Below are 13402 nucleotides of genomic sequence, written 5' to 3' on the forward strand. Positions count from 1 at the left end.
TCCCTTATGATATGGCCCCCGCCGTCAAAAGACGGCGGGGGCCATTGGTTCGGAGCGTCAGACCTTGAAGAGCGCCGGACCGTCCAGCGCCTCGACGTCGGCCGGGCGCAGCGCCAGGGCGAGCACGTCGGCCACGTCGGCCAGGGTGTGCACCGTCAGCGCCTCGCGCACCTCGGTCGGCAGGTCGTCCAGGTCCGGCTCGTTGCGCGCCGGGATGATCACCTCGGTGAGGCCGGCCCGGTGCGCGGCGAGCAGCTTCTGCTTCACCCCACCGATGGGCAGCACCCGACCGGAGAGCGTCACCTCACCGGTCATCCCGAACTCGGGGCGGACCGGGCGACCGGTGACCAGCGACGCCAGGGCCGTGACCATGGTGATGCCGGCGCTCGGGCCGTCCTTGGGCACCGCGCCCGCCGGGAAGTGGACGTGGATCCGGCGTCCCGCGAGGGCGTTCGGGTCGATGCCGAACCGCCGCCCGTTGGAGCGCAGGTAGGAGAGCGCGATGTGCGCCGACTCCTTCATCACGTCACCGAGCTGGCCGGTCAGGGTCAGCCCCGGCTCGCCCTCCATGCTGGTCGCCTCGATGAAGAGCACGTCCCCACCGGCGCCGGTGACGGCCAGGCCGGTGGCCACCCCGGGCACCGCGGTGCGCTCGGCCGACTCCGGGGTGAACTTCGGCCGACCCAGGTAGCCGGCGAGGTTGTCGGTGTCGACGCGTACCGGCGACGGGTCGGTCGCCAGCGCCACCGCCACCTTGCGCAGGATCTTGGCCAGGGCACGCTCGAGCTGCCGTACGCCGGCCTCCCGGGTGTACTCCCCCGCGATCAGCGCGAGCGCCTCGTCGGCGACGCTGACCTCGTCGGCGGTCAGCCCGGCCCGCTCCCGCTGCCGGGGCAGCAGGTGGTCGCGGGCGATGGCGACCTTCTCGTCCTCGGTGTACCCGTCCAGGGTGACCAGCTCCATCCGGTCCAGCAGCGGGCCGGGGATGGACTCCACCACGTTCGCGGTGGCCAGGAAGAGCACGTCGGAGAGGTCGAGGTCGACCTCCAGGTAGTGATCCCGGAAGGTGTGGTTCTGCGCCGGGTCGAGCACCTCCAGCAGGGCGGCGGCCGGGTCACCGGCGTAGCCGGCGGCCAGCTTGTCCACCTCGTCGAGGAGCACGACGGGGTTCATCGAACCGGCCTCGCGCAACGCGCGGACGATCCGACCGGGCAGCGCCCCCACGTAGGTGCGCCGGTGCCCGCGGATCTCCGCCTCGTCGCGGACGCCGCCGAGCGACACCCGGACGAAGTTACGTCCGAGCGCCCGCGCCACGGACTCGCCGAGGCTGGTCTTGCCCACCCCGGGAGGACCGGCGAGGGCGAGCACCGCGCCGGAGCCGCGACCGCCGACCACACCGAGGTTGCGCTCGGCCCGCCGGTTGCGCACCGCCAGGTACTCCAGGATGCGGTCCTTCACGTCGGCCAGGCCGGCGTGGTCGGCGTCGAGCACCGCCCGGGCCGCGGCCAGGTCGGTGTTGTCCTCGGTACGCGTGCCCCACGGCATTTCGAGGACGGTGTCCAGCCAGGTACGGATCCAGCCCGCCTCCGGGGAGGCGTCACTGGCCCGCTCCAGCTTGCCGACCTCGCGCATGGCCGCCTCGCGTACCTTCTCCGGCAGCTCGGCGGACTCGACCCGGGACCGGTAGTCGGCGGAGCCGTCCGGCTCGTCCTCGCCCAGTTCCTTACGGATCGCGGCGAGCTGCTGGCGCAGCAGGAACTCGCGCTGGGACTTCTCCAGCCCCTCGCGGACGTCACTGTTGATCTGCTCGGTGACCTCCTGCTCGGCCAGGTAGTCCTTCACCCAGCCGACCAGCAGCTCCAGCCGGGCGGTGACGTCCGGCGCGGCCAGCAGTTCGATCTTCTGTTCCAGGGTCAGCCAGGGCGCGTAGCCGGCCGAGTCGGCCAGCTCGGAGAGGTCGGTCATCCGCTCCACCGCGTCGATGACCTGCCAGGCGCCCCGCTGCTGGAGCACGGAGGTCACCAGGGCGCGGTACTCGCGGGCGAGTTCCCGGGCCCGACCGGCGTAGGCGGGTTCGTCGAGTTCGGTCGCCTCGACCCAGAGGGCGGCGCCGGGGCCGGGCACGCCGGAGCCGATCCGGGCCCGGGTCAGGCCACGGATCACTGCGGCGGGCTCACCCTCGGGGAGCCGGCCGACCTTCTCAATGGTGGCGACCACGCCGACCGGCCCGTACTCGCCGTCGATGCGCGGCACGGCCAGCAGCTTGCGGTCGCCGGTCGCCCGCGCCGCGTCGATCGCGGCCTGGGTGGTGGGGTCGAGGGTCACCGGGATGACCATGCCGGGCAGCAGCACGGCGTCGGTCAGGGGAAGTACCGGAAGAGTTGCCATCGAACACCTCGCGTTGAGTTGAGCGTGTCTCACTCAAGTAACAAAGCGTTCCCCTTGTTCCGACCTGTGACCCAGACCACTTCCCCAGTCGGTCCGGCGGGTCACCCGGGGCCCGCCCATGCGGGTGGGGCCGGCGGACAGTGTTGGCTTGGGGCTGTGGGGGGTGGGGCTGTGTGTGTGGGTGGGGGGTGCCGCGCGGATTTCACCCCTTTGCTCTGCACCCGCTGATGCACCACACCGTCCGCCTAGCCGAGGCGACACGGCGGCCCCGACGGCGTGATCCACTCGGGTTCCTGAAGGTTGCGGTGTCCGGGTGCCGGGAGACCCCGACATCAGGAGAGCGCCAGGCGGCAACGCGCGGCACGGAAGGTCAGGGCGGCATGATCGTGCTCGATCCAGGAAATAGGCCCCTCCTCACGCCAGGAGACCACTACATCCAGGATCGAGCACGATCATGCCCGCCGCAGGCCCAGGCCCAGGCCCGACGTCCTTGGCACGGTTGGTAACTGGCGCACCGGCGGGTGCAGAGCAAAGGCGGGATGTCTCTGGTGCGGCTTCTGCGCGCGCTTGCGCTGCGTGACGGGGCCGCTGCGGGCTCACCCCTCGCGCGTGGTGCCCGCGCGGAAGTTGATCGCCTTGTGGGTGCCGTCGCAGAACGGCTTGAGCGCCGACTTGCCGCACCGGCACAGCGCCACCGTGCCCCGCCGCGCGTCGATGCGTTCGCCATCGGGGGTGACCAGCGCGAAGTCGCCGCGGATCAGCAGCGGTCCGTGGGTCACTGCAGCGGGCGAGGCATCGGCAGCAGCACCTCCAGCGCAACGCCGCGGGGCCGTAGCCGGTGCGCCCGCAACGCTCCCCCGTCCGCAGCGACGAGCCGCCGCGCGATCCACAGGCCCAGACCGGACATCCCGACAGCCGGCACCGGACGCCGCAGCGCGACCAGCAGCGCATCGTCGACCCGGCCCTCGTCGGTGACCAGAATGCTCAGATCCGGGCCACGCACTGTGGCGTAGAGCCCCACCTGCCCATCCGGCGGCCCGTGCCGCAACGCGTTCTCCACCAGGTTGACCAGCACCTGTCGGGTTCGTCCGGCCGGCACCGGACAGGAGGCCGCCCGCCGGGTGGCCCGTGCCCGCCGACGGCCGACCGGCACCAGCGCGGCGGCTTCCCGCAGGATGCCCGCCAGCGCGACGGTCGGCTCCGGCTGCGCGGCCGGCGTCAGCACGCCGGTGCCGGCGGTCGCGTCGCGCAGCAGGCTCTGCAGGTGGACGGCCTGGTCGCGGGCCAGCTCGGTGATCGCCCGGCGGTCTTCGCTGGTCAGCTCACGACGCTCGTCGGCCAGCGCACGGGTCAGCGAGGTCAGCGTGCTGATCGGCGTCCGGAACTCGTGGCACAACACCCGCAGCAGCAACTCCGAATCAGCCACCGGTCGCGACTCGCCGGGTGTCGGCCCGATCGGGCGCAACCCTCGCAGCAGGTACCGCAGACCGTGCCGTACGCGCATCCACCCGACTCCTCTCGTTCGGTGCGAACCCGCATGATCGGTACCCGCTGGGGAACGGCCCAGACATGCCGGGAGCCTCCACCTTGCGACTTGTCGTCGTGGACGATCACACCCTGTTCGTCCGCGGCCTGGAGTTGCTGCTCCCGATCACCACCGACGGCCGCGCCGAGGTGGTCGCCTCGACCGGTGACGCCGCCGCGGCGGCGGGGCTGGTCAGCAACTGCCGCCCCGACCTGGCCCTGGTCGACCTGCACATGCCGGCGCCCGGCGGTATCCGGGCGGTGGCCGCGATCCGGCGGACCACCCCATGGGTACGGGTGGTAGCGATGTCCGGTTCCGCAGACCCCGCCTCGGCGGTGGAGGCGCTGCGGGCCGGCGCCGAGGGATTCCTGCCCAAGACCAGCGAACCGGAGGAGTTGCTGCCCCCGCTCCTGGCCATCCTCGACGGCTGGGCGGTGCTGCCGGCCGAACTGCTGCGCGCCATGCTGCGGCCCACCCGCTTCTCCCCCGTCGACCTGGACGGCGAGGAACGGCGCCTGCTGCGGGCGATCGCCGCCGGCCGCAGCACCGTCGACATCGCCGAGCAACTGCACGTCTCCGAACGGACGGTGAAACGCGTGACCGCCGCGTTGCTGCGCAAGTTGCGGGTCTCGAACCGGGCCGAGGCGGCCGCCGTAGCGGGTCACAGCGGCATCCTCGGGGAATGAAGCCTCATCTTCGGACCGATTCACGGTTTTGCTCGGTAACGGAATCGCGACGCGCCGAATGAATGGAAGGCATATTGTTGCGGATTACCGGGGTGATAGGTCAGACTTTGGACACATCCCGCCGCACACAGGGAGTAATCGGCAATGGCGAGAAAAGTAATCACGGTCCTGACCGACGACCTCGACGGTGGGAAGGCCGACCGGACGGTCGAGTTCAGTCTCGACGGCGTGGCCTACACCATCGATGTCTCCGACGAGAATGCCGGCGTCCTGCGCAAGGCGCTCGATCCGTACATCAATGCGGGCCGGCGGATCGGGCGCGGTCCGGTGGAGAGCGCGCGTTCCGTCCGGCGGCCGGGGCGACCCACCGGCGCGGGAATGGATCGGGAGCAGAACCGGGCCATCCGGGAATGGGCCGTCAAGAACGGCTACAAGATTTCCGAGCGTGGCCGGATCCCGGTCGAGGTCGTCGAGGCGTACAAGAACCGCTGACGAGACTCGACGACGGGCCCCGCCGTTTCCGGCGGGGCCCCGTCGTTTGTCCGGGCGCCCGAAGCGAGGCGGAGGCCGGCCACCCCGGGTTGTCGCCCCGGGTGGCCGGCCTCCGTTGGTACGTCAGGTCAGTTGACGTCGATGCGCACCGAGTCGAAGGCGGGGGTCTGGTTGGCCCGCTCCATCATCGGCAGGCGGTGCGAGCCGTCACCGGCCCAGACGGAACACTGGGCGGTACCCGACTCCGGCAGGCCCGGAATCTGGATCGTCACCTCGTCGGGCTGGGCGCCACCGCGGCCGTCCTCGGTGGCGACGAAGAAGGCGGGCACCTCCTGCGGCTCCGGCGGAGCGGTCAGGCTGTCCAGCATCCGGCAGGCGGTGTGGAAGTGACCGCGGACCAGGCCCTGGTCGTTGAGCAGCGAGCTCTCCACGTAGTAGCCACCCTGGCCAGCGGCCAGGAAGCGATCCCGGACCAGGTTGCGGGTGCTGACCCGCAGGGTGAAGGGCTGGTTCTGGCCGACCTGCTCGGGGAACTGGGTGATCAGCAGCGACGGGTTGTTGGCCGCCGCGCCGACCTCACCGAACTCGGTGCTCACGCAGCGGTTGCCGTTCTGGAAACCGTTGTGCGGCTGGAGCCGGCTCTCGTCACAGTCGTTGGCGAGCACGCCGAGCCCGGCACCGGGCTCGGTGCCGCCACCGTTGTTGCCACCACCGTTGTTGCCACCGCCGTTGTTGCCACCACCGTTGTTGCCACCACCGGGGGTGGTGGTGGGGGTACTGCCGCCGCCGTTGTTGCCGCCGGTGGGCTGCACCTGGCACTCGGCGAGCTGCGCGAGGCCCTGCGGCCGGGGTCCGACCCGGTCGATGGCGGTGGTGATCCGGTCCAGCACGGCGCGGCGCTTGCCGGCCAACGGCTGGAGGATCGCGCTGCGGATGAACGCCTCACCCTTGTTGCCCTCGGCGGCCAGCCGGCGGTCCGCCTCGGCGATCTGGGTCTGCAACTGGGCGAGGTTGCGGTCCACCTCGGCCCGCGCCCGGTCCGGCACCTGCGGCAGTTTGGCCGCCACATCCGGACAGGCGATGGCCGTGCCGGTGCCGACCGTGCCGTCCTTGCCGTCCTCGCACTCGGGGACCGACTGCTGTCCGTCACCCCAGTGATTACGCACCCACCGACCGTTCTGCCAGGTCCGGGTGGTCGAGCCGGCGCCGGTCGGCGCGGTCGCGCCGGGGCTCGGCTCCACGCACTGCCCGGAAGCCGGACGTGGCTTATTTGTCCGCCGGTCCTGGGCCGACGAAATCTGAGTCACGGCGACAACTCCGCCGAAGACCGCGAGCGTGCCGACAACTGCCAGCAGACGCTTGCTCCGCGCGTTGCCGGAAGGCCGGCGCGCCCGAGTGGACCTGCGCATCGAATTGCTCTCCTTCTCGATCCGGTAGTGGATTTCTGCCCTCGGCGGACCGACGGATGTGAGGTGGCACGTCGCGGTGGTGACCCACCGTGACCTACCCGGTAATGCGTCGATGGCCGACGATGCCCTTTCCGCACCGTCTCCCGCGCCTGGCGGACGCGGATGGGGAGATCCTGTTCATTCGCGCAGGAGTACGGGGCGGCGGCCGGGAAGGTTCAACAGACGCACAGGAAATTGCCGCAACCCGGCACGGAGCCGGTGCGGGGCAGGGATCAGCAGGTAGAACGGACGCCGGTCAGTCGGCGCAGAGGTGGTCGAAGGCGAACCCGCCGACCAGTTCGTGGCGGCGCTGGCTCAGCGCGGCGATCTGCGCGGTCCACTCGACGCGTGGCAGCAGGTCCGCGACCGAGCTCTCGCGCAGTCGCTCCCCGACGGCGACCGTGGCGAGGTCCTCAGCCAGGCGGGCCGCGTCCATGCCGCAGGAGAAGCGCTGTTCGGTCACCGACACCTGCTCGATGAGGCACGCGTCGGGGCGTACCTGCACCCAGCTCCACCCCTGTGCCGGCCCGTCCACCCAGCGGACGTGCAGCCCTCGCACGATCGGGTCGGCCACCTGCCCGGCCACGTACGCCTCTACCGCCGCCGCTCGGGTCAGCGCGCCGAGGTCGTTGACCGGCCCGGTACGCCCGTCCGGCAGCCGGCCCAGGATGTCCCGGAAGCCCACCGGCGCCGGGTCGGTCTCGGCCGCGGCACCGCCTTCGGCGTAGGCGCGCGCGTCGATCACGTACTCGACCAGGCGGCGGCCGTGCTCGGCGGCGCTCAGGGTGGGCGAACCGATCCGCAGCACGGGAAGGCTGACGGCAGCGCTCACCGCGTCCTTGAGTCGCTCCACGCGCTGCTCCGCCGAGCCGGCGGACGGCACCGGGCCGATCTCCACTGCGACGACCGGACGGCCGGTGTCGGCGGCGTAGACCACGAAGTCGAAGCTGGCCCGGCTCGCCGAGGTCCACTGGCTGCCGGTGACACCGGGTGGGCGGCCCTGGACCAGATCGCTGAGCCGGCGCGCCGACAGGACCCGATGACCGGCGCGGCTGAGCAGCGCGTCGCGCCCCGCCTCGGCGGGCATCGCCCGCAGCCAGCCGCGGTCGTCGCTCCCGATGCTCGTCATCTGCCTGATCCATCCGCCGGTCGGTCGAGCCGGGCCGAGTCTAGGCGGTCGATCATGGGCCACCGACTTCGGATGTGACCGGGATCACAGCAGCGCGGACGTTCCAGTGGTGGTCGGCGGGTGTATCCAGCGACCGCCGGTACTGGACCGGTCCGGAGGTGACCATGTCGCGACAGCAGTTCGGCTACCTCGCCGGGTTCCTCGCCGTGGCGGTCTGGGCGCTCGCCGGCGTCGGCGTGGCCGCTCTCGCCGTACTCGCCGGCCTGCTCGGCTGGCTGGTCGTCCGCGTGCTCGACGGCGACCTCGCGGTGACCGGTCTCGGCGACCGCCGCCCCGACGCTCGGCGACGCCGATGACCACCCGGCCGTCCGCGGGGAGCAACCCCAGCACCGCACTGGCCGCCGGTACGAACGGTGCGGATCGCCGGCCGGGCGACGCCGCGGACGTCGCGCGGATCGCGGTGCGGGCGGCCAGCCTCGTGCCGGGCGTGTCCGTCGTCCGCCCGGCGGCGGTCCGCCTGGACGACCGGTCCGTCGGACTCGACCTGCACCTGATCACCTGGTACGGGCACAGCGTGCCGACGATCGCCGAAACGGTCCGGGCGGTGGTCGCCGACCGGGTAGCCGCCCAGACCGGGCTCAGCGTGGCGGTGGTGACCGTCACCGTGGACGACCTGCTCGTCCCCGGCGTCGACTCCTCCGGAGCCGGCACCGCCGCACCGGAGGACGGCTGAGATGCGCACCGCCAACCGGGTCGCCTCTCTGCTGCTGGCCACCGCCCTGCTCATCGGCGGCGCGGTGGCGGCCGTCCAGGCGTTGCTGCTCACCCTGCACCGCCCGACGCCGCTCGACACCACCGGCTGGCTCGACGCGCTGAGCGGCACCCGCTGGCGCGACCCCACCGTCCGGACGGTGGCCGGCGGGGCGCTGCTGCTGGGCCTGGCCATCCTCGTCGCCCAACTGCGCCGCTGGACGCCGGTCCGGCTGCCCGCCGACGAGCGCGACGGCTGGTACCTGCACCGGCGCTGCGTGGAACGGCGGCTCGCTGACGCCGCCAGTGCGGTGCCGGGCGTTTGCCGCGCCCGGGTCCGGGTCCGACGGCGCGGCGGCCAATGGCGTCCCCGGGTCCGCGCGACCGGCGACCTGGCGGCCCGGGCGGAGATCGAGTTCGCCGTACGCCAGGAGTTGCACCGCCTCACCGCGCCCCGCCCCGCCCGGATCGACGTCCGGCTGCTGCCTCGGCGGCGGCCGGCGTGACCAACGCCGGGCACCGACTGCTGTGGACCATCATCGCGCTGCTGCTGGTAGCGGGCGGCGCGGCGGCACTGGCGGTCAGCCTCGGCAAACTTCCCGGCGCTGACCCGGCGGCGGTGCTGCTCAGCGCCGACCTGGTCGACGGGTGGCGGATGGCCGCACCGTGGAGCACCCTGGCCGCGGCGGTCGCCGGGGCGCTGCTCGCGCTGGCCGGGCAGCGCCTGCTGGCCCGGGAGCTACGGCGCCCCGGTGGCACGCTGCGCGGCACCCTGAGCCACCCCGGACGCCGGCCGGGCCGAACGCGGGTGGCCGCCGACGTTCTCGCCGACGCGCTGGTACGCGACCTGACCGGCAACCCAGGGGTACGCCGGGCCCGGGTGGTGCTCACCGGCGCGCCACCGCACCCCGACGTGTGGATCCGGGTGGACCTCACCGCCGACGCGCCGGCCGCCGGCGTACGCGAGCACGTTCGCGCCGCGGTCGGCCGGTTCGCGGCGACGACCGACTGCCAGCCCGCGCACCTCGACGTGACCGCCCGCATCGAGCCCGGCCACCCCTGACCCGGCCCGCAGGGCATGATCGGTGCCGGCGGCGAACGGAGGTACGCGGGTGCGGGTGGTGTCGCTGGTGCCGTCACTGACCGAGGCGGTGGCGCTGACCCTGCCGGGAGTGCTGGTCGGGGCCACCGACTGGTGCAGCCACCCGGCGGGGCTCGACGTGGCCCGGGTCGGCGGCAGCAAGTACCCCGACCTGGACCGGGTGCGCGCGCTGCGGCCGGACCTGGTGCTGTTGAACGTGGAGGAGAACCGCCAGGCCGACGCGGAGGCGCTGCGGGCAGCCGGCGTACCGGTGCGGGTCACCTATCCACGTACCGTTCCCGGCGCGTTGACCGAGCTGGGCGACCTGCTGACCGAACTGGGTGCGCCGACGGAGCCGGCCTGGCTGCGGGCCGCCCGGCTGGCGTGGACCAACCCACCGGGGCTGGCGCCGACCCGCCGCGCGGTGGTGCCCGTCTGGCGGCGGCCGTGGGTGGTGCTCGGCGGCGACACGTTCGCCGGCGACGTGCTGCGACGCCTCGGCGTGGTCAACGCCTACGAGGAGCACCCCGAGCGTTACCCCCGCCCGTCCCTCGCCGAGCTGGGCGAACGGAAACCCGAGCTGGTGGTGCTGCCCGACGAGCCGTACCGGTTCACCGCCGACGACGGGCCGGAGGCGTTCCCCGGCGTACCGTGCGCCCTGCTCTCCGGGCGGCACCTCACCTGGTACGGCCCGTCCCTGGCCGAGGCCCCCACGCTGCTGGCCGACCAGCTGTCCCGGCCGGTCGGCTGACCCCGGCCGCCACCTGGCGGCCGGGACGCGGCCCGGCACGGCCCAGCTCCTCAGCACCGGGCGCCGACCGTCGGCAGGGCCACCGGGCCGGGTCCTGAGGGGGGTCGAACGTCCCGGGCCGTTGCGGTCTGTCGGCCCTGCCGTCGAGAACGCCGTGGGCGTCCACTGGAGGTGCCACCGGGAAGCGCGGTGCGAAGCTGAGAAGGGACGTGGAGATCATGACCGCGACGATCGAGCAGGCCACCGCCGAGAACACCGCCCCGCAGGCCCGCACCACTCACCAGCGGGCCGTGCGGTACCTCCTGGCCGGTACCCGGCTGGCACTCGGCTGGATCTTCCTCTGGGCCTTTATCGACAAGATGTTCGGCCTCGGAATGGCCACCGAATCGAAGAACGCCTGGATCAACGGGGGCAGCCCCACCAAGGGATTCCTGACCTTCGGCGTGACCGGCCCGTTCAAGGATCTCTACGCCGGGATCGCCGGTGCCGCCTGGGCCGACTGGCTCTTCATGGCCGGCCTGGCCGGGATCGGTGTCGCCCTGCTGCTCGGCATCGGCATGCGGGTCGCCGCCGTCGCCGGTGGGCTGCTGCTGGTCATGATGTGGACCGCCGTCCTACCTCCGGAGAACAACCCCTTCATGGACGACCACCTGATCTACGCGGCGGTGCTGGCGGTCCTGGCGCTTGTCCACGCCGGCGACACCTGGGGCCTCGGCCGGGTGTGGGCGACGCTGCCGATCGTCCGGCGGATGCCCTGGCTCCGGTGAACCACCGCCCACACCCGCGCACGGCGGGCGTCACCAGCACCGGTGACGCCCGCCACGTCGTCGTTGCGCCATCGGGGCCCGGAGCGCCACCGGGACCGTCGGCGCAGTCCGGCGTATGGGGTTGCGGAGCAGGTGACGGGTCCGCCGCACATCGGTGGGGGGTGATCCGGCAGGATCGACGGTGACCGGACACATCACCAAACACGGCAGGAGATCCCCGCATGAACCAGGCAGCAGGCGCCCAATCGGGTAAGCCCGAGGTCGGTCCGATCGAGGGTGCACCGCCGGCCGACCTCGTGATCGAGGACATCACCGTGGGCGACGGCCCGCAGGCCGAGCCGGGCCAGCTGGTCAGCGTGCACTACGTCGGCGTGTCGCACTCCACCGGCGGCGAGTTCGACTCGTCCTGGAACCGGGGCGAGGCGTTCGAATTTCCGCTCGGCGGCGGTCAGGTCATCGCCGGCTGGGACCAGGGCGTCGCCGGCATGCGGGTCGGCGGTCGCCGCCGGCTGACCATCCCGCCGCACCTGGGGTACGGCGACCGGGGCGCCGCCGGCGTCATCAAGCCGGGCGAGACGCTGATCTTCGTCGTCGATCTGCTCGGCGTGCGCTGACCGAACGTCGGGGGTCGCCGGCCCACGCCGGCGGCCCCGCGCCCCACCTCGTCGGACCGGGGTCAGGCGGCGAGTTGCAGGTCGGTGGCCGCGGCCAGCGGGCGACGAGCGGCCTCGATCGCCGCGCCCGGCTCCAGGATCGGCATCACACGGTGCAGCCCGCTGACGCGCAGCACCCGCGCCACCACCGGGCTCGGATCGACAAGGACCAGCTCGCCGCCGCGGGCCCGCACGCGCAGATGCGCGGCGAGCAGCGCGCGGACACCGGCGGCGGAGAGCAGCCGCAGCCCGGACAGCTCCAGTTGAAGCACCGGACGGGCCGGCGCGGACCACAGCGCGGAGCGGAGCGCGGCCACCGTGGCGATGTCGACCTCGCCGGCCACCCGCATGAGGACCAGTTGGTCACCCACGCTGACCTGCACGTCGAGCCGGTCGCTGTGCTCTTCCATGCCCAGAAATCTAGCCGCCACCACCGACACTTTCGCCCCTCCACGGAGTGATTCCGGGTACGCCCAGGGCATACCCGGAGGCGCTCCACCTCCCTCTCGGGGTGGAGTCAGGGGGCTTGGGTACGGCGCGCCGCGCGGACGCGGAACTCGGGGTCGGCCGGCACTCGGGTGGAGAATAGGTCGATGCTGATCCCCCGGCCCCGGCCTCCCCGGCTGATCCGTCCGGTCCGCGAGCCGGCCACCAGCCCGCCGGCGCTGGCCGGGGCGTGGGCTGCCACCGACCGCCGGCTCGACCAGGCCGATGTGCTCCCGCTCCCCGCGGGCGCCGTCGGCCCGGAGGACGTGCTGGTCGACGGCGCCGGGCGGGTGATCAGTGGCGACGAGGACGGTCGGCTCTGGTGGTGGCCGGTCGACGCGTTGCCCGGCACCCGACCCCACCTGCTGGCCGAAACCGGTGGCCGTCCGCTCGGCATCGAGCTGGACCCGTCCGGCGAGACCCTGGTGGTCTGCGACGCGTACCGCGGGTTGCTGCGGGTCACACCGGACGGCGCGGTACGCGAACTGACCGGAACCGCGCCGCCGGTGCATCTGGCCAACAACGCCACGGTGGGCCGGGACGGCACCATCTACTTCACCGACAGCTCCAACCGGTTCCCGGTCTCACACTGGAAGCGGGACCTGCTGGAGCATCGCCCCAACGGTCGGGTGCTGGCTCACCATCCGGGCAGTGGCCGCACCGAGGTGGTGGTCGACGGGCTGTACTTCCCCAACGGGATCGCGCTGACCCCGGACGAGTCGGCGCTGATGCTCGTGGAGACCAGCACCCACCGCCTGCTCCGCGTCGAGCTGGGCGGCGGCGTGCGGGTCCTCGCCGACCTCCCCGCGTACCCGGACAATCTCGCCTCGGTGGGTGACGGGACGTACTGGATCGCGCTGCCCAGCCCACGGGTGCCGATCGCCGAGCGGCTGCTGCCTCATCCGCGGCTGCGTCAGATCGCCGCTCTGCTGCCCGACGCAATGCAGCCGCAGCCACGCCGCTACGGGCTGGTCGCGCTGGTCGACGGCACGGGCGCGGTGCGTCGGACGCTGCACGGTCCGACCGGGCACTACTCGATGATCACCGGGGTACGCCAGCACGGCGACCACCTCTGGCTGGGCAGCCTGACCGGTTCCGGGGTGGCCCGGGTACCCCTGAGGTGACGGCCGACGGCCACCGCCCCGCCGGGTGTGACCGCCGCTGGCCCTGGGCGCTGGACGGCGTCCCTGGGCTGCGCCCCGCCTGTGCGGTGGCCGCTGGCCCTGGGCGCTGGCCCTGGGCGCTG

Annotated in this window: 16 protein-coding genes; 10 read left to right on the plus strand and 6 right to left on the minus strand. The window is 73.0% G+C overall.

Annotated elements, in window-relative coordinates:
* Nucleotides 1–57: 57 nt before the first annotated feature.
* The 3 genes from lon to ABZU52_RS29055 form a co-directional block, all read right to left on the minus strand.
* Nucleotides 58–2388, minus strand: a complete 2331-nt coding sequence (gene lon / locus ABZU52_RS29045) for an endopeptidase La (RefSeq protein WP_354974139.1) — start codon at nt 2386–2388, stop codon at nt 58–60.
* A 596-nt stretch (nt 2389–2984) separates the two neighbouring features.
* Nucleotides 2985–3167: a CDGSH iron-sulfur domain-containing protein gene (locus ABZU52_RS29050; RefSeq protein ID WP_354974140.1), complete on the minus strand. Its 183-nt coding sequence runs from the start codon at nt 3165–3167 to the stop codon at nt 2985–2987.
* On the minus strand, nt 3164–3892 hold the full coding sequence (locus ABZU52_RS29055; RefSeq protein WP_354974141.1) for a HAMP domain-containing sensor histidine kinase: 729 nt from the start codon (nt 3890–3892) through the stop codon (nt 3164–3166). The genes ABZU52_RS29050 and ABZU52_RS29055 overlap by 4 nt, the downstream gene beginning before the upstream one ends.
* 98 nt (nt 3893–3990) lie before the next feature.
* Between ABZU52_RS29055 and ABZU52_RS29060 the strand changes: the two genes are divergently transcribed.
* Together ABZU52_RS29060 and ABZU52_RS29065 are read left to right on the plus strand one after the other, a co-directional pair.
* Nucleotides 3991–4599, plus strand: coding sequence for a response regulator transcription factor (locus ABZU52_RS29060; protein WP_354974142.1), 609 nt, complete (start codon nt 3991–3993; stop codon nt 4597–4599).
* A gap of 144 nt (nt 4600–4743) precedes the next feature.
* Entirely contained in the window at nt 4744–5091 is a 348-nt protein-coding gene (locus tag ABZU52_RS29065) for an Lsr2 family protein (protein ID WP_354974143.1), read from the plus strand.
* 128 nt (nt 5092–5219) lie between these two features.
* Here the strand turns inward: ABZU52_RS29065 and ABZU52_RS29070 are convergent, their stop codons facing one another.
* Nucleotides 5220–6500: a hypothetical protein gene (locus tag ABZU52_RS29070; protein ID WP_354974144.1), complete on the minus strand. Its 1281-nt coding sequence runs from the start codon at nt 6498–6500 to the stop codon at nt 5220–5222.
* 295 nt (nt 6501–6795) lie between these two features.
* Nucleotides 6796–7668 carry a DUF2726 domain-containing protein gene (locus tag ABZU52_RS29075; protein ID WP_354974145.1) on the minus strand — a complete coding sequence of 291 codons (873 nt, stop codon included), beginning with the start codon at nt 7666–7668 and terminating at the stop codon, nt 6796–6798.
* 164 nt (nt 7669–7832) lie between these two features.
* Here ABZU52_RS29075 and ABZU52_RS29080 point away from each other — a divergent pair, with 164 nt between their 5' ends.
* The 7 genes from ABZU52_RS29080 to ABZU52_RS29110 all read left to right on the plus strand — a co-directional run bounded on the left by ABZU52_RS29080 (nt 7833) and on the right by ABZU52_RS29110 (nt 11631).
* A complete protein-coding gene (locus tag ABZU52_RS29080) occupies nt 7833–8024 on the plus strand; it encodes a hypothetical protein (RefSeq protein WP_354974146.1) in 192 nt (63 codons plus the stop codon).
* Nucleotides 8021–8401 (plus strand): Asp23/Gls24 family envelope stress response protein, encoded by a 381-nt coding sequence (locus ABZU52_RS29085; RefSeq protein WP_354974147.1) that lies wholly within the window; start codon nt 8021–8023, stop codon nt 8399–8401. Before ABZU52_RS29080 ends, ABZU52_RS29085 begins: the two co-directional genes overlap by 4 nt.
* A gap of 1 nt (nt 8402) precedes the next feature.
* Nucleotides 8403–8924 (plus strand): DUF6286 domain-containing protein, encoded by a 522-nt coding sequence (locus ABZU52_RS29090; protein WP_354974148.1) that lies wholly within the window; start codon nt 8403–8405, stop codon nt 8922–8924.
* On the plus strand, nt 8921–9481 hold the full coding sequence (locus tag ABZU52_RS29095; protein ID WP_354974149.1) for a hypothetical protein: 561 nt from the start codon (nt 8921–8923) through the stop codon (nt 9479–9481). The genes ABZU52_RS29090 and ABZU52_RS29095 overlap by 4 nt, the downstream gene beginning before the upstream one ends.
* A gap of 49 nt (nt 9482–9530) precedes the next feature.
* Nucleotides 9531–10250, plus strand: a complete 720-nt coding sequence (locus tag ABZU52_RS29100; RefSeq protein WP_354974150.1) for a helical backbone metal receptor — start codon at nt 9531–9533, stop codon at nt 10248–10250.
* Between the two features lie 209 nt (nt 10251–10459).
* Complete coding sequence (locus ABZU52_RS29105) at nt 10460–11017, plus strand: hypothetical protein (protein ID WP_354974151.1); 558 nt, start codon at nt 10460–10462, stop codon at nt 11015–11017.
* A gap of 221 nt (nt 11018–11238) precedes the next feature.
* Nucleotides 11239–11631 (plus strand): FKBP-type peptidyl-prolyl cis-trans isomerase, encoded by a 393-nt coding sequence (locus ABZU52_RS29110; protein ID WP_354974152.1) that lies wholly within the window; start codon nt 11239–11241, stop codon nt 11629–11631.
* Nucleotides 11632–11693: 62 nt separating this feature from the next.
* Here ABZU52_RS29110 and ABZU52_RS29115 read toward each other — a convergent pair whose 3' ends face one another.
* On the minus strand, nt 11694–12080 hold the full coding sequence (locus ABZU52_RS29115) for an STAS domain-containing protein (protein WP_354974153.1): 387 nt from the start codon (nt 12078–12080) through the stop codon (nt 11694–11696).
* Nucleotides 12081–12263: 183 nt separating this feature from the next.
* Between ABZU52_RS29115 and ABZU52_RS29120 the strand changes: the two genes are divergently transcribed.
* Complete coding sequence (locus tag ABZU52_RS29120; protein WP_354974154.1) at nt 12264–13280, plus strand: SMP-30/gluconolactonase/LRE family protein; 1017 nt, start codon at nt 12264–12266, stop codon at nt 13278–13280.
* Nucleotides 13281–13402 lie beyond the last annotated feature (122 nt).

Origin of the sequence: Micromonospora sp. NPDC005220, assembly GCF_040607895.1 — a bacterium.
Lineage (GTDB): Bacteria > Actinomycetota > Actinomycetes > Mycobacteriales > Micromonosporaceae > Micromonospora.